Source organism: Cetobacterium sp. 2A (genome assembly GCF_014250685.1).
Classification (GTDB): Bacteria; Fusobacteriota; Fusobacteriia; order Fusobacteriales; family Fusobacteriaceae; genus Cetobacterium.
Genome location: NZ_JACFAJ010000009.1, coordinates 73,462 through 90,279, shown reverse-complemented (window position 1 = coordinate 90,279; position 16,818 = coordinate 73,462). Strand labels below are relative to the sequence as shown.

Here is a 16,818-nt window from a genome sequence, read left to right as displayed (position 1 = left end):
ACTGTTATTAGTTTTCTTTTTGCGAGTCTAGGCGTTGATATGATTGTGAAGATATCTGCACCTATCCTTGTTCTTCTATATCCTATAGCTATTGTTCTAATAGCATTAAACTTCTTTGGAAAAAGAATTAAGAATGATGGTATTTATTTAGGAGCTGTTATAGGAGCTGGATTTGTTGGAGTTATAGAAATGTTACAAGCGCTAAATATAAATATTTCATTACTGAATCATATTTATAAAATTTTGCCTCTTCAATCTTTTGGTCTTGGGTGGGTAGTCCCAGCTATTATTTTTGGAACCATTGTTGGGTTAATAAAAAAAGAAGATAAAAAGTTAGTTTCAATTTAAAAAAAGGGATGCAATTGCATCCCTTTTTAATTTGTAAAAGCCATGGTTATAATTAAAAAAATCTGTACTATCAATATTTTAGTTACTAAAGATTTTTGGTATATAGGCATTTTTAATACCGCAAAATAATGCTTTAATTCTATATGTCCTCTATATTTTTTATTGCTAAACATATACATCATCGCATCAAAAGTTACTACAACTAACGTATAAAAAAGTAGTTTTTGGAACATAGATTACACCTCTTTATCAAAAAATCACTTCTATATATTCTACTTTTTATAATAAGAAAAGTCAAACAAAATATTTTTGATATATAAATAAAAAAACTTGTTTTGTCACATAATTTTCACATACCTCTGCTATAATTTGTTGGAGACTTTATTTTGAGGGGAGTTCATATGCTGAAAAAAATTATAAACAAAAAAAATATTAGAATACTTGCTGTTGTCGGAACCATTTTTTGTATAAATAATGAAAGATTATTAAGCGAAGAATTACCAACTTTTTTCTTTAATCAAGAACTTATACAAATATCTACACAAAAGATTACAGAACAAGAAAAAAGTATTATTGAAGATATAATAAATGAAGAAAATTCAATACGTAATCTTGGTTACGTTATCGAAGAAAAAGATACCATAAATAGTTTAGCAAAAAAATTTGATACCACTCCTGAATTTATTTTTGCTAATAATCCAAATAAAGATTTAAGAAAATTAGTTGTTGGAGAAGAAATTGAAATTCCTAATAAACAAGGAATATTTTATACTTTAGAAAAAAAGGATACTTTTTTTAGTTTAGAAAAATCTTTTGGTACTAAATCAGAAGATATAAAATCAGATAATGGTATAGAAAATTTAATTCCTGGAATTACCATATTTCTTAGATCTCCAAAAATAAATGACACTTTTAAACGTGGTCTTTTATCCTACGTAAAAAAGCCACCAATAAAAAAACCAACTTTACCAAGTTTAATGTTTAGAAATCCTTTAAACCAAATGTTCATCACTAGCAATTTTGGAACTAGAAAACATCCTGTTGTAAAAAAAATTATGTCTCATAGAGCTCTAGATTTAAGAGCTGGAAATGGTACCAAAGTCATGGCTTCAGAAAAGGGAGTTGTTAAATTTACTGGTTATTCTAAAAATTATGGAAATCTTGTTATAATTCAGCATAAAGGTAATTTTGAAACTCGTTATGCTCATTTAAGCAAAATCACTGTAAAAGAAGGACAAACAGTCTCGGCTAATCAAATGATTGCTCTGAGTGGGAGTACTGGAAGAGTAACTGGTCCTCACCTTCATTTTGAAGTTAGAAAGAATGGAAAAGTTTTAAATCCTTTAGATTATCTGGTACTATCAAACTAAAAATGGATATGGCAATTGCCATATCCATTTTTAGTTTATTAACATATCAATAGTCGTATCTCTTAAATCTGAAATTAAATTTGTTCTGATTCTTCTTAAATTTGAATGAATTGAACAAACATCACATCTTTCTAAACTACAAATCTCTTTATCCTCAAAACAAGCATTCACTTTTACATCTCCTTCAAGAGCACAAATTATATCATAAATACTAATCTCTTTAGGATTTTTATTTATAAGATAACCTCCTTTAGCACCTCTAAAAGATTTCACTATATCTGAAGAACTTAATTTCCCTAATATTTTTAATGTAAATCTTAAACTTACTCCTGAGGTTTCGGAGATTTCTTTAGCGTCTATTTTTACTAATTTACTATTGCTAAGAATCATCACAATCCTGATTCCATAGTCAACCTCTCTACTAATTAACATAAAGCCTCCAATAAAAAACTTCTAAGCTATATAAATATATCTCTTTATTGTAATATATTTTTTTTAATTATTCAATTAATTTTTTTTAGTATCTGTTGCTCTCTCTCATCGAATTCCTCATTAAATACAAGGTTCTTAGCTATTAAATTATTTTTTATATCCTCGTAGCATTTTTCTCCGAGACTATATTTTATAGTGTCACCATACGCAACTATAACAGGTTTAAAATCATTTTCACTAAATCCTTCAGGATTTTTTCTTCTGAAAATAGCTGACTCACATAACTCTTTATTTATACATCCAATTCCATAGTAGTCTTCTATTGTAAACCCTGTAGTAAAATCATCTGGCATAGTTATGTATAAAACTGATAGATCATCTTCCGCTATTATATCTATAGGCCAAAGATTGCAAACCATAGGCTTGTACTCAACTATTTCTCTAGCAGTCATTCCTTTACTTAGACATATAGAGTGGATAGCACAAAGTGTTGAGTTATTATTAGGTTTAAAAGAACATGTACACAAAGAAATTTCTTCTTCAGCATTTTCATCTGGGACCATTACGTCATCATTTTTTATGCTTTCTATTATTTCTTCTGGACTTTTTCCAATTTCTAATAAAATTTCTAGATTGTGTGTTAAATTATCGTATTCTTTTAAATTATCTAAAATTAATTCTCTCGTTAAATCTTCATATATTGATGGATTATCTGCACAACATGGATCTTGACAATTAAAACAATCAAAATTTGCTAAATTTGAAAATGCTGTATAATCTATAATTGCTTTATAAATATTACCTCTTATTGTAACTTCAGTTTCTAAAGTATCAACTGATTTAAAGTGAATTCTTGCCATTTTTTCTCTTTCTTCACTTACTTTATATACTTCTTGACCTTTTGGATGGTTCAAAAATAAAAAATATTTCATTAATTACACCTCATATATAATTTTTTCACTATAAATCATACAAGATTTGGTATAATATATCAACTAATAAATAATGGGGTGAATTTATGAAAACCTATAAACACAGTTGTTCTCTAGATTGTTATGATTTATGTAAATTTAAAATTTCTGTAGATAACGACATTGTAAAAAAAATTGATGGTGATGAAAATAATAGTTTCACAAAAGGATTTATATGCAATAAAGGAAGAAAACATTTAGATCGTCTTTATCATAAAGACAGACTTTTAAAACCATTATTAAAAATAAATGGAGAATTTCAAGAGATTGATTTTAATCAAGCTCTTGAAATAGTTTCAAATAAACTAACTTTTTATAAAAATGCATTTGGTTCTCAAAGTGTTATACATTATTCTGAATCTGGAGCCGGAGGTTTTTTAAAAGGAATAGAAGATATCTTTTTCAATTTTTATGGAGGTATTACAACTGCAGATGGGGGAACATGTTGGTCAGCCGGAAATAAGGCTCAAAACTATGACTTTGGAGATTGTAAGACTAGTGATATAGAAGATATTTTAAATAGTGATACTGTTATTCTTTGGGGTAGAAATCCATACAATACCTCTATCCATTTGTATGAAAGATTAGTTCAAGCTAAAAAAAATAATGCAAAAATAGTTACGATAGACCCTAGATTAAATGAGACATCAAAATTAGCAACAACTAATTTAAAAATAAATCCTGGTAGTGATGGAGCCCTTGCCATGGCTATTACAAAAAAAATTATAGATCATGAAAAATTTAATTCTTTATTTGTAGAGCAACACATTATAGGATTTGATGAATATAAAAAATATTTAGATAGCCTTAGTCTAGACTATCTTTTAACTGAATCTGGTATAACATATGATGAAATATTAGAACTTGTTGAAATGTTTATAAACGGGAAAGTTTCAGTATTTATAGGCTATGGAATGCAAAAATATTCTAATGGTGGAAATACAGTTAGGGCTATCGATGCTCTAATGGCAATAAGTGGAAATATTGGAAAATGTGGTTCAGGAGTATTTTATTCAAATAAAATATACTCCAAATTATTAAATAGAGATCCATATAATAGTTCTAAATATGCTCTAAATTCTAGAGAATTTATGGTAAATAATTTTGTAGGTTATATAAATAATCCAAACAATGAAATAAAAAGCATATTTATATCTAAAGCCAATCCACTAAATCAATTTCCTAATTTAAATGAAACTATCAAAGCTTTTAATTCTATTGAATTTAAAGTTTGTTTTGATATGTTTATGACAGATACTGCTAAGTATTGTGATTTAATAATCCCAGTTACTAATACTTTAGAAAGTGAAGATATTATTTTTTCTTCCATGCTCATGCCTTATCTTATGTATAATGAAAAAGTTATAAATCCATCAAACGAATTAATGGATGAATATCATTTTTTTAGAGAACTTGCAAAACAAATGAAATTAAGTCATTATCCTAACGTAACTAAAGAAGAATATTTAAATAAAGTATTATCTCCTATTAATTTAACTCTAAATGATTTAAAAAAAGAAGATATTAATTTGCAAAAAGATAAAATTGCTTGGAGTGATTATAATTTCTCTACTCCTTCAAAAAAAATTGAAATATATAGCAATACAGCTTTAAATGACGGGTTATCACCATATCCCATTTATATCCCGACTGAAAAAACAAGTGATGAATACCCCTTAAGGCTCATTACACCTCACTTTAAAGATTCACTTTTTTCACAACATTTTATTGATATAGATGGAATTTCAAAAATATATGTTTCAGATTCTATTATGAAAAAATTTGATTTGAATGAGAAAGTCAAAGTTAAATCTAAATATGGAGAAATAATTTGTGAAATTTTATTAGATAAAAATTTAAAACAAAACTTAGCTTATATATTTATAGGTTGGAATCATAAACATGGAAATCCAAATTTTTTAACTTCCAATGGTAGTTCAGAAATGGGTGGACAAATTACTTATTGTGATACATTTATAAATATATTTAAATTAGTATAATAAAAAAAGTGGTAGTCTTAATCAACTACCACTTTAAAATTTTCTTTTCCAAATATATTATTTTTGCCTTATATAACATCTCATCAAAATTTTTAAAATCTGATACTTCTGATATCTTATTATTTAAATAAGTTTTATCTAAGTTAAATATTTTTTCTATTTCAGTTTCTAATATTCCAATACTATTAAAAAATTCCGATATGCTCTCAAATTTAGTATTTTTACTTATAAATCCACTATTAAAAAGTTCTCTTATATCAACCATATCAAAACCACCTTTTTTTATTAGTTTTTTCAATCCAAGTATACTTCACTTTCAAAAAAAAACAAATATTTCTTTACAAATAAATTTTTAACTTGTATAATTAGCGTAATTTCGAAAAAAAAATATGAGGTTGATTCACTTCTATGTACGGAACCTAAGGCCGATGGTTATGATGTCATATAAACTGTGAATTAAGTATTACGAAGCTGCCATAGTAATACGCTTATTTTGTTATGGGTTCTCAAAGGCATACATTTTTTATGTATGCCTTTTTTATTTTGGCAGAAATTAAAAATTTCTGGAGGTATCGAAATGGCAATTTTAAAATTTGGACTGTATTCTACACTTGGAATACTAGCGTTTTTAGCACCAATATCTATTGGTGGTGAATCTTCAATCTTGATGGCCCACATCAAAACTTTTGTAATTGGAGGGTATTTAGAATGGGTCAAGGCTTTAATTATCGCTTTCTCAGTTGTTACAATTGTTGGAACGTCTATTGGACTTGTAAAAAAGAAATTTAATGATGAAATTTTAAATGAATTTTTTGTAGCCGATAAAGTAAGTAGCGTTCTAAGAATTCTTGGATCTGTAATGTTCTTAATGGTTACATTTAAGTTTGGACCTAGTGCTGTTTTAAGTGACTCTACAGGAGCTCTTATGGCATTTGAATTACTTCCATCTCTTATGGTAACTTTCTTTATTGGGGTATTGCTTATGCCTATGCTAACTTCTTTTGGGCTTGTTGAATTTGTAGGAACTCTTATAGCACCAGTTATGAGAAAACTTTTTAAAGTTCCAGGTTACGCTGCAATCGATGCACTTGCATCTTTCTTAGGAGATGGAACCATCGGAATAGTTGTGACTGACCAACAATATCAAAAAGGGTATTATACTCAAAGACAAGCAGTCATAATAGCTACATCTTTTTCAATCGTTGGAATCTCTTTTGCTGCCGTTGTAGCAGATTTATTAAAATTATCTAAAATATTTGGTGTTTTTTACGGTACAATAGTTATTTCAACTGTTATTGCTGGTTTTATAATTGCAAGATTACCTTTAAAGAAATTTAAAGATGAATATTATAACGAGCCAATTTTAGGTGAAAATGAAAATAGATCTTTTGGGCATGCCTTAAAAATGGCTTCTCAAGCAGCTTCTAAAGCTTCTGAAGTTGAAATGATAAAAGATTCTTTAATAAAGATTATAGTAATTTATATTACATTTATTCCTGTAATAATGTGTGTTGGAACCACTGGACTTATTATAGCTGAGCATACAAATTTCTTTGCAATTATTTCAATGCCTCTACTTCCAATCTTAAACTTTTTAGGATTTACTCATGAAGTAGCTACTCAAATGGCTCCAGCTATGATTGTAGGACTATCAGATATGTATCTTCCAGCTTTATTTATAGAAGGATCTTCAAGTGAATTAGCTAGATTTATAATTGGAACTTTATCATTCTCACAACTTATATTTTTAAGTGAAACAGGAATGATTTTAGTTAATTCTAAGATTGGCTTTAGCTTCCTAGATGCTATCAAATTCTTTATTTTGAGAACAGCTATAACCTTCCCAGTTATTTATACAATAGGAATAATTCTAGTGAAATTTGGAATATTAGCAAACTAGTTATCCTAAAGCAACATCCAAAATCATCATTGTAGCAAAACCTAGCATAGTTCCGATTGTTGCTGAGTCTTCATTCCTCATGCTTTGAGCTTCTGGAATGAGCTCTTCTATAACTACATATATCATAGCACCTGCTGCAAAGGCTAGAGAGAACGGTAAAAACCCTTGCATATTAGTTACGAAGAATGCTCCCAACACTGCTGCTATGGGTTCTACAATACCTGAAGCTTGTCCATATTGGAAAGCTTTAAATCTGGATAGGCCCTCTCTTCTAAGTGGAATAGAAACAGCTGCTCCTTCAGGAAAATTTTGTAGTCCTATTCCAAGTGCAAGTGCCATAGCTGAATAAACACTAGTATATGAAGAGTCGGAAATTAGTGCACCAAATGCAACACCAACTGCCATACCTTCTGGAATGTTATGGAGTGTAACTGCAAGAACTAAAAGGATACTTCTTTGCCATGAGGTTTTAATACCCTCTGGACTCGCCTTTAATCCCTGGTGCAAATGAGGAAGGATTTTATCAATACACCATAGCGCTAGTCCACCAGACATAAAACCTCCTGCTGCTGTTATCCAAGTATTTTGATTCATCTTTTGAGCTATTTCAATAGCTGGATTTAATAATGACCAAAAACTTGCTGCAATCATAACTCCTGAAGCAAAACCCAGCATACTATTTAGAACTTTTTTATTTATCTCTTTAAAGAAGAAAACTAAGCTAGCACCTGCTGCTGTTACTGCCCAGGTAAAAATTCCAGCGCATAGAGCTTGATATATTGGATGTAAATTCAAAAAAAATTCTAACATAGTCTACAACTCCTTTCATATTCTGTATGATTAGTGTTATTAGGTACAGTTATAATTTATCCTTTTAAAATAAAAAGAGTCTTAATGAATTTACTCATTAAGACTCTTTATTTTTCTATCTATTTAATATAATATTCCCAATTTGTGAAGCGGTATCCTTTAAATAAGCTCCTTTTAGATAATCCATTTTTATGTCTTCAAAATTTTCTAACTTAACTGTTTCTGGTTTTTCAATAAACATTCCAAGAAGTTCAAAGTTTTCATCCAAAACAAGTATCGTTGGAATTTTAAAGTTATCAATTTCCAAAAGAGGTTTAACAAATTTCTCGCCTCTACCTTTTGTAATGACTTTTAAATCAAAATTGCTATTCAACTCACATATTTTTTTTACAACTGTAGAATTAAGCTGTGCATCAAAGCACCACATTTCTGCAGATATAAGAAAATTTATTTTTTTATCATAATTTCTTATGCTTTTAATAAATTCTTCCGAAAAAATTACTCTAGAATAATTTTTAGGAATTCTATCTCTTTCAGATTTGCTACCTGTTCCTACAAAAGTATCAAAATTCACACCGACTTCAAATAGTTCTTTAAAGTTCATATCATCACCACTTTATTATTTTCTGTTTGAAACCATTATATCAAGAATTACTTCATCTGTCACTTTCATTCCTGCACCTGCAAGAATTCCAACATTTTTTATTGTATTTTCTATGTTGTTAGATATTATTCCATCTCCAGATTGAAGTACACTACTTTGCATAGCAAGCATTGTTGAATCAAAGGCTGAGTAAACTCCAGAAATAATTTTTAAAGCACAAGAAGCTTTAGCACCGTCACAAATTACTCCAGAAAGATTTCCTAAAGTATTTGAAATAGAATCTGAAACCATTTCATATGTTCCATCATTTAAAAATGCCAACGCTGCTGATACTCCAGCTGAAGCACAAATTGCACCACAGTAAGCTGATAATCTTCCAACATTTGTTTTAACATGAACAGTTGTTAAATGAGATACAAATAAGGCTCTTATTAAATTTTCTTCAGAAATATTTTTCTCTTCACAATATTTTATTATTGGTAGAGAAGCTGTCATTCCTTGGTTTCCACTTCCACTTGTTGTCATAACAGGTAGAGCACATCCACTCATTCTAGCGTCACTTCCAGCTCCAGCAAATGCAGCACTTTTATTTCTTAAATCATTTCCATAAAATCCTGTTTCAATGTTATCCATAATCATTTTTCCAGCATTCACACCATAATTTCCTGTAAGACCCTCTTTAGCAATCTTAGTATTGTACTTTATAATTGTTTTAAATAAATCAGATATTAAATCTATATCTATAGTTTTCGCTAATTTATAGATTAATTCTATTGATAAAATTTCTCTATCCGAAAGAGGAGAATTAAAGTCTCCATCATTACAAGCTTGTGAAATTAAAACTTTACCATCTTTTTCAATTTTTGTAATATTAGTATGAAGATGTTTTATCTCAATAGAAGAAGAATTCTCTCCTGCAAATGTCTCTACTTTTATATAAAGCTTTAGATCATTCTCTCCAGAGTATACTTCTATAATATCTTTATCTAAAAACTCCTGAACTTCCTTTAAATTTTCTGGATTAACATTACTAATTACAAGAAGTTCTTTTGAACTATCTCCAACTATTGCTCCCATAGCAACTGATGCCTCTATTCCAGCAAGTCCACCACTATTTGGAACTATAACACTCTTAACATTTTTTATTATATTTCCAGATAGATAAACTTTCATTCTTTCTGGTTTCTGTCCTAACACTTCAACAGCTTTTGCAGCAGCATAAGCTAAAGCTATCGGCTCTGTACACCCTTCTGCCGGAACAATTTCTTCTTTTAATATGTTTAAAATTTTATCAGTGATAGTTTTACCCACTTTTTTATACCTCCAAAAACAAAATTTTATTTAATATACTTAACTTGAAAATAGGCTTTTCAGTTTTGTTTTATTACTCTACTGTAGCATTTTAACATACTTTTAAATTTTTTGATACAAAAAAAACTTTTCCAAAAATAAATATATTCACAAATTATATAATACCATATATAATAGATTTAATTAAGATATTTTTTAAATTATAAAGGAGGTAAAACTAATGAGAATAGTTGTAATTGGTGGAATAGCAGCTGGAATGTCTGCAGCCGCAAAAGCTCAAAGGTTAAATAAAGAAGCTTCTCTTACAGTTTATGAGAAGACTGACATAGTTTCATGGGGTGCATGTGGTTTACCTTACTATGTAGGTGATTTCTATTCTTCTCCTACAGATATGATTGCAAGACCTATTGAAAAATTTATTGAATCTGGTCTCGATATAAAAATTAAACATGAAGTTATAGAGATTGATACTGAAAATAAAAAATTAAAAGTTAAAAATTTAGAAACTGGTGATATTTTCGAAGATTTTTACGATAAGCTTATGCTCGCAACAGGAGCAAATGCAATTATTCCACCAATTAAAAATGTGAAGTCTGAAAATGTCTTTACTTTAAAAGAATATAATGATGGAATAGAGTTAAAAGAAGAAATGATGAAAGATGAAAATCAAAATATAGTTATCGTAGGAGCTGGATACATAGGATTGGAGGTAGCTGAGGCTGCTAAACATCTTGGTAAAAAAGATATCAAAATAATTCAACTTGGAGATAGAGTTTTATTAGAAAGTTTCGATAAAGAAATCACCGATGTAATTGAAGAAGAAATAGTTTCTCATGAAGGAGTTACTCTACATTTACAAGAAGTTGTTGAAGAAATTATAGAAAATAATGGAAAAGTTATTGGAGTTAAAACAAATAAAGCTGAATATAAAGCAGATATTGTTGTAATATCAACTGGTATTAGACCCAATACTTCATTCCTTAAAAATACTGGAATTGAAATGCTTCCTAATGGTGCTATCATTATCGATAACACAGGGGAAACTAATATTAAAGGAATTTATGCTGCCGGTGATTGTGCAACAGTTCCTCACTTAGTAAGACACGAAAATGTATATATTCCTCTAGCTACTACTGCTAATAAAATTGGAAGAATCGTTGGAGAAAATCTTGCAGGTATGAATTCTGTTTTCCAAGGTACTCTTGGATCAGCAGCAGTAAAAGTTATGGATATTCAGGCTGGTAGAACAGGAATATCAGAAGAAGAAGCAAAAAAAATAGGAATTGATTATAAGACAGTCTTTATAAAAGATAAAAATCAAACTAATTATTATCCTGGTAGAGAAGATATATATGTAAAACTTATTTATGATGCTAAAAGTAGAGTAATTCTTGGTGGACAAATAGCTGGTAAAAAAGGTGCTGTATTAAGAGTAGATGTCTTAGCTACAGCAATATTTGCTAAATTAACAGTTGATCAATTAGGAATGTTAGATTTATGTTATGCTCCTCCATTTTCTCGTACATGGGATGTTTTAAACGTAGCTGGAAATGTAGCAAAATAAATAATTAAGGCCTCTGTGAATTCACAGAGGCCTTAATTTTATTTATTTAAAAATATAGAAACAAGTGTTGATACTGTAGCTAAACTAAACCCTACAATTGTTTCATAAGGTATAAGTCTTAATCTCTCTCCAAGAGAAACATTTGTGGCTCCACCTGTTGCATGGAAAAAAGATCCATGTGGTAAATGATCTAAAACAGTTGCTCCAGCATTTGTCATAGCAGCACCACTTATTGCACTTATTCCAGCCATTAAAATAGCTCCTGAAAAAGTAGCTGATGCTATTGTTGCTCCAGCTGTTGTTGAAGCTGTAGCAGCTGACATAAGTGCTCCAGATATTGGCGCTATTAGTTGTTCACTCACACTAGCACTTTTTAAAAGATCCAATATTACATCTTTTAAACTAGAATTTTTTATAATTCCAGATACAGTTCCTGTTCCTATAAGTAGAATAGCAACTCCAGACATCTTTGATAATCCGTACTCCATACATTCTCTCAATTTTTTGAATTTTCCCATTACAATTATTCCAGCTAGCCCTCCAACCGGTAAAGCAATTAATGGATCTATATTAATTCCAGCTATTGGTCTTAAAGATAATAGTACAATAGTTACTATAGGTCCTATGATACTTCCGATTAAGCTTGGTTCATTTTCTTCTTTAAGTTCTTCAGCTGCTTCAACAATTTTTTCTCCCTTTTCTATCAAAAAGTTAGCAACAATAACTGTAACAACTAAACCGACAAAAGCGGGTATAATATTTGCCCACATAACAGATGATAATGGAGCTCCAAAGTTTTCTGCTGCTGATATCGTATTTGGATTAGGAGAAATTATGTTTCCTGATTTTCCACCACCAACCATGGCAAGAAGTATAGACATCTTCGATAACCCCGCTCTTTTTCCTACTGCTAAAGCTATTGGAGCAACAGTTATTACCGCTACGTCAATAAATACTCCAATAGATGTTAAAATTAGTGTTGATATAGCTAGAGCTATAAGAGCTCTTTTTTCTCCAAGTTTTTCAATTATAGTTTCCGCTATTTTAGACGCTGCTCCTGTCTTTATAAGTACTCCTGCCAAAATACCAGCTGTTATGATACGTACTATTGCTGGAGATATATCTTTTACTCCATCTATCATAAGCTTAACCGTTTCTGTTAATGGCAGTCCTCCAGCAACTCCTCCAACTACGGCTCCCAAGATTAAACTGTACGCTGGATTAGCCTTTCTAATAATCAATACAATTGCAATTAATAACCCTAAAATAGCTCCAAAAGCTGTCATTCTAAATCTCCCCCATTTTTTTAGATATTTTTATAACCCTAAATATTTGTGAAACAGTTCTTACTATGTTAGCAGTTGCATTTTCTGTTCTCATTGCATTTTCTAGAGATACAGGACCTGGAACTGTTGAAAATATAGCCTCTATTCCTAAACTATTTAATTTTTCAACTGAATCAATTCCACCAGCTATTCCAATTGTTTGGATAGATTTTAATTTAGCTGCATTTGCAACTCCCATAGGTGCTTTTCCCATAGATGTTTGACCATCCATTCTTCCTTCACCAGTTATAACTAAATCTGCTCCATCTATAAGAGTAGAGAAATTTAGATAGTCCAGTACCATTTCAATTCCAGGTTTTAACGTTGCATTTAAAAATGCTACAAAACCTCCTCCCATTCCTCCTGCAGCTCCAGCTCCAGCTAAGTTATCAACATCCTTGTTTAGTTCTTTTTTTATAGTTTGTGCTAAAATTTTTAATCCTCTATCTAAATCAAGAACCATTTCTTCTGTGGCTCCTTTTTGTCTCGAATATATATGCGCTGCTCCATTTAATCCAGAAAATGGATTATTAACATCAGTAGCTACTTCAAATATAGCATCTTTTAACTTTGGATTGCAATTGCTTGAATCTATTTTAGCAACCTTTTCCATTATTTCTCCACCAAATCCTAATTCTTCCCCATTTTTATCAAAAAATTTATATCCTAGTGCTTGCATCATTCCTAATCCTGCATCATTAGTTGCACTTCCACCAATACCTATTAAAAAATTTCTACATCCTTTATCTAATGCATCATTTATAAGTTGTCCAGTTCCATAAGTAGTGGTCTTCATAGGATTCCTTTTTTCTTTTGGTACAAGTGGTAGTCCACTAGCAGACGCCATCTCTATAACGGCTGTTTTCCCGTCTCCTAAAATTCCATAAGTCGCTTCAACTAAATCTTCCAGTGGTCCCATTACAATTTTTTCTATAAATTTACCATTAGTTCCTAAAACTAATGACTCAACTGTTCCTTCTCCTCCGTCTGCAATCGATACTTTAACTACTTCGCAATCTGGATAAACTAACTTTATACCTTGCTCTACAGCTGACGCTACTTGAATAGAGGTCATACTTCCTTTAAAAGAATCTACTGCTGCAACTACTTTTTTCATAGCTACCTCCAACTTATATTTTTTACGCGAGTATAATAACATTTTTTTTACACAAAGACAATATATATAAAAAATTCCAATTTCTTTCAAAATTTCATATATTTTTTATAAATTGATTTATTTATTTTTATATGTTATTATTTCTGATAGTGGCCATTTCAGAACCCATTGGCTGCTAATTTCTATTACTCAATTATGTTTCCATTATTCCCTAAATGATGGAAACAACTAGAACTTTTAAAGAGATTTTTTAATCTCTTTTTTTTTATTTTTTTCTGGCTAAAACACTAAATGTTGTGTATAATAAAATGATTATAATTAACTAATAAAATAAAAATTTATACAGAGGTGGAGAAATTGAAAGAAGTTATTAAAAGAGATGGTTCTATTGTTAATTTTGATAAAAACCTTATAAAACGTGCTATTACAATGGCTTTTACTCAAAATGAGAAACCTATTAACGAGGATCTCATTGAAAGAATAGCTAGTCAAATTGAGAATATAGACAACAAAATTCTTCATGTTGAAGAAATACAAGATATAGTGGTTAAAAAATTAATGAGTTCATCTGAAAAAGACATTGCAATGTCTTATCAAGGATATAGAGCTTTGAAAACAGAAAAGAGAAATAAAGAAAAAACTATTTATAAAAAAATCGCTGAACTAATAGATGCATCAAACGAAGATATTTTAAATGAAAATGCCAATAAGGATGGAAAAACAATTTCTGTTCAGAGAGATCTTTTAGCTGGAATATCGTCTAAAGACTACTATTTAAATAAAATTTTACCAAACCATTTAAAAGAAGCACATGAATCAGGTGCTATCCATATACATGATTTAGATTACTTACTTTTTAGAGAAACAAATTGCGAACTTGTTAACATAGAGAATATGTTAAAAAATGGTTGTAATATTGGAAATGCGAAGATGTTAGAACCAAACTCTGTTGATGTTGCTGTTGGACATATAGTTCAAATAATAGCTTCGGTTTCATCTAATACATATGGTGGTTGCTCTATTCCATATCTTGACAGAGCTCTTGTTCCATACATAAAGAAAAGCTTTAAAAAACATTTTTTTAAAGGATTGAAATATGTTGAAAGATTATCTGCTTCTGAAATTGAAACAATACTTTCAAAGTATAACGTAGAATATTTAAACAATCAAATAAAAGAACTATATCCTTTAGCTTTCGAATATGCTACCGATATGACTGAAGAATCTATAAAGCAATCTATGCAAGGTTTAGAATATGAAATAAACTCTTTATCTACAGTTAATGGTCAAACTCCTTTTACAACTGTTGGAATAGGAACTGAAACTTCATGGGAAGGTAGAATGGTACAAAAATATGTTTTCGAAACTAGAATGGGTGGGTTCGGAGCGAAAAAAGAAACTGCTATTTTCCCTAAAATAGTTTATGCAGTTGCTGATGGATTAAATTTTAATCCAGAAGATCCAAATTGGGATATTTCACAAATTGCTTTTAAATGTATGACAAATTCTATTTATCCTGATATTCTTTTCGTTACAAAAGAACAGCTAGAAAAGGAAACTGTTGTTTACCCAATGGGATGTAGAGCTTTCCTATCTCCTTGGTTTGATAAAGATGGAAAAGAGACTTATTCTGGAAGATTCAACATAGGAGCAACTTCTATTAATTTACCTAGAATTGCTTTAAAACATAAAGGTGATGAAGAAGGATTCTATAAAGAATTGGATTCTATTATGGAATTATGTAAAGAAAACAACTTATTTAGAGCTAAATACTTAGAAAATACTCCTGCTGAAATCTCTCCAATTCTTTGGAGAGATGGAGCTTTAGCTAATAAATCTAATAAAGAAACAATCAAAGATTTAATTTGGGGAGGATATTCTACCGTATCAATTGGATACATAGGTCTTAGCGAAGTTTCTCAATTACTTTACGGTACTGACTTCTCTCAAGATGAAGAGATATACGAGAAAACATTTAATATTTTAAAATATATGTCTGAAAAAATTGATGAATATAAAAAAGAAACTAATTTAGGTTTTGCACTTTATTCAACTCCTTCTGAATCTCTTTGTGATAGATTTGCTCAAATAGATCTTAAAGATTTTGGGATAATCGAAGGAATTACAGATAAAGGTTATTATGACAATTCATTCCATGTATCTTCTAAAATTAGCTTAAATCCATTTGAAAAACTTAGAATGGAAGCACCTGGACATAAATATGCTAAAGGTGGGCATATAAGTTATATTGAAACTGATTCATTAAAGAAAAACTTAGAAGCTGTCTATGAAATTTTAAAATATGCTCAATCTATTGGAATTCATTATATGGGAATAAATCAACCAGTAGATAAATGTCATGTTTGTAATTTTAATGGGGAATTTTTAGCTACTGAAAAGGGATTTGAGTGTCCTCAATGTGGAAATACTGATTCAACTAAAATGAATGTTATTAGAAGGGTTTGTGGATATCTAGCTCAACCTGACTCAAGACCTTTTAATAAAGGAAAACAAAAAGAAGTTATAAACAGAGTAAAACATATGTAGGAGATTTTCTATGAACTATTCAGGTATTAAATACACTGACATGATAAACGGAAAAGGAATAAGGGTTAGTTTATTCGTTAGTGGTTGTAATCATTATTGTAAAGATTGTTTTAACAAAGATACTTGGGATCCAAATTATGGATCTGCTTTTACTGAAAAAGAAGAAAATGATATTTTGGAATATTTTAAAAAATATGAGAAAAGTTTAAAGGGTCTCTCTCTGCTTGGAGGGGATCCTACTTATCCATCCAATATCGCTCCCTTAATTTCTTTTCTTAAAAAATTTAAAAATGAATTTCCTGAAAAAGATATCTGGATTTGGTCTGGATACACTTGGGAAGATATTATTAACAATGAGGATTTGATTTCTTTAATATCTTTATGTGATATTCTAATAGAAGGGAAATTTGATATAACTAAAAAAGATCTTTCCCTAAAATGGAGAGGAAGTTATAATCAAAGAGTAATTGATATAAAAAAAAGTCTCTCTGAAAATACTTTAATCGAATATAAATAATA

General features: G+C 29.7%; 16 protein-coding genes. 7 read left to right on the top strand and 9 right to left on the bottom strand.

The genetic code is table 11. From position 1 onward, the window contains the following. The coding region (locus tag H3N56_RS10870; RefSeq protein WP_185881217.1) for a branched-chain amino acid transport system II carrier protein at window positions 1-348 on the top strand (348 nt) is incomplete at its 5' end. A 26-nt stretch (window positions 349-374) separates the two neighbouring features. On the opposite strand, the gene H3N56_RS10865 is transcribed toward H3N56_RS10870, so the two are convergent. After that, complete coding sequence (locus H3N56_RS10865; RefSeq protein WP_185881216.1) at window positions 375-581, bottom strand: hypothetical protein; 207 nt, start codon at window positions 579-581, stop codon at window positions 375-377. Window positions 582-749: 168 nt separating this feature from the next. Between H3N56_RS10865 and H3N56_RS10860 the strand changes: the two genes are divergently transcribed. Then, window positions 750-1,718, top strand: coding sequence for a M23 family metallopeptidase (locus tag H3N56_RS10860; RefSeq protein ID WP_185881215.1), 969 nt, complete (start codon window positions 750-752; stop codon window positions 1,716-1,718). Window positions 1,719-1,748: 30 nt separating this feature from the next. Here the strand turns inward: H3N56_RS10860 and H3N56_RS10855 are convergent, their stop codons facing one another. Both H3N56_RS10855 and H3N56_RS10850 read right to left on the bottom strand, forming a co-directional pair. Continuing rightward, window positions 1,749-2,150: an Rrf2 family transcriptional regulator gene (locus tag H3N56_RS10855; protein WP_185881214.1), complete on the bottom strand. Its 402-nt coding sequence runs from the start codon at window positions 2,148-2,150 to the stop codon at window positions 1,749-1,751. 71 nt (window positions 2,151-2,221) lie between these two features. Next, window positions 2,222-3,082: a hypothetical protein gene (locus H3N56_RS10850; RefSeq protein WP_185881213.1), complete on the bottom strand. Its 861-nt coding sequence runs from the start codon at window positions 3,080-3,082 to the stop codon at window positions 2,222-2,224. Between the two features lie 86 nt (window positions 3,083-3,168). Here H3N56_RS10850 and H3N56_RS10845 point away from each other — a divergent pair, with 86 nt between their 5' ends. Then, window positions 3,169-5,121: a molybdopterin-dependent oxidoreductase gene (locus tag H3N56_RS10845; RefSeq protein WP_185881212.1), complete on the top strand. Its 1,953-nt coding sequence runs from the start codon at window positions 3,169-3,171 to the stop codon at window positions 5,119-5,121. 25 nt (window positions 5,122-5,146) lie between these two features. On the opposite strand, the gene H3N56_RS10840 is transcribed toward H3N56_RS10845, so the two are convergent. Continuing rightward, the gene (locus H3N56_RS10840) at window positions 5,147-5,386 is read right to left on the bottom strand and encodes a hypothetical protein (protein WP_185881211.1); all 240 of its coding nucleotides are present in this window, start codon (window positions 5,384-5,386) and stop codon (window positions 5,147-5,149) included. A 312-nt stretch (window positions 5,387-5,698) separates the two neighbouring features. Between H3N56_RS10840 and H3N56_RS10835 the strand changes: the two genes are divergently transcribed. Next, window positions 5,699-7,021, top strand: coding sequence for a YjiH family protein (locus tag H3N56_RS10835; protein WP_185881210.1), 1,323 nt, complete (start codon window positions 5,699-5,701; stop codon window positions 7,019-7,021). Here H3N56_RS10835 and H3N56_RS10830 read toward each other — a convergent pair whose 3' ends face one another. The 3 genes from H3N56_RS10830 to H3N56_RS10820 form a co-directional block, all read right to left on the bottom strand. Further along, window positions 7,022-7,831, bottom strand: coding sequence for a ZIP family metal transporter (locus H3N56_RS10830; protein ID WP_185881209.1), 810 nt, complete (start codon window positions 7,829-7,831; stop codon window positions 7,022-7,024). A gap of 115 nt (window positions 7,832-7,946) precedes the next feature. After that, window positions 7,947-8,435, bottom strand: a complete 489-nt coding sequence (locus H3N56_RS10825; protein WP_185881208.1) for a thioredoxin family protein — start codon at window positions 8,433-8,435, stop codon at window positions 7,947-7,949. Between the two features lie 15 nt (window positions 8,436-8,450). Then, complete coding sequence (locus tag H3N56_RS10820; RefSeq protein WP_185881207.1) at window positions 8,451-9,746, bottom strand: L-serine ammonia-lyase, iron-sulfur-dependent, subunit alpha; 1,296 nt, start codon at window positions 9,744-9,746, stop codon at window positions 8,451-8,453. A gap of 220 nt (window positions 9,747-9,966) precedes the next feature. On the opposite strand from H3N56_RS10820, the gene H3N56_RS10815 reads away from it, so the two are divergent. Next, window positions 9,967-11,310 (top strand): CoA-disulfide reductase, encoded by a 1,344-nt coding sequence (locus H3N56_RS10815; RefSeq protein WP_185881206.1) that lies wholly within the window; start codon window positions 9,967-9,969, stop codon window positions 11,308-11,310. A gap of 38 nt (window positions 11,311-11,348) precedes the next feature. On the opposite strand, the gene H3N56_RS10810 is transcribed toward H3N56_RS10815, so the two are convergent. Together H3N56_RS10810 and H3N56_RS10805 are read right to left on the bottom strand one after the other, a co-directional pair. Continuing rightward, window positions 11,349-12,596: a GntP family permease gene (locus H3N56_RS10810; RefSeq protein WP_185881205.1), complete on the bottom strand. Its 1,248-nt coding sequence runs from the start codon at window positions 12,594-12,596 to the stop codon at window positions 11,349-11,351. Window position 12,597: 1 nt separating this feature from the next. Further along, window positions 12,598-13,752 carry a glycerate kinase gene (locus tag H3N56_RS10805; RefSeq protein ID WP_185881204.1) on the bottom strand — a complete coding sequence of 385 codons (1,155 nt, stop codon included), beginning with the start codon at window positions 13,750-13,752 and terminating at the stop codon, window positions 12,598-12,600. Window positions 13,753-14,109: 357 nt separating this feature from the next. On the opposite strand from H3N56_RS10805, the gene nrdD reads away from it, so the two are divergent. Continuing rightward, on the top strand, window positions 14,110-16,299 hold the full coding sequence (gene nrdD / locus H3N56_RS10800) for an anaerobic ribonucleoside-triphosphate reductase (RefSeq protein ID WP_185881203.1): 2,190 nt from the start codon (window positions 14,110-14,112) through the stop codon (window positions 16,297-16,299). 10 nt (window positions 16,300-16,309) lie between these two features. Continuing rightward, a complete protein-coding gene (gene nrdG / locus H3N56_RS10795) occupies window positions 16,310-16,816 on the top strand; it encodes an anaerobic ribonucleoside-triphosphate reductase activating protein (RefSeq protein ID WP_185881202.1) in 507 nt (168 codons plus the stop codon). Window positions 16,817-16,818: the final 2 nt, after the last annotated feature.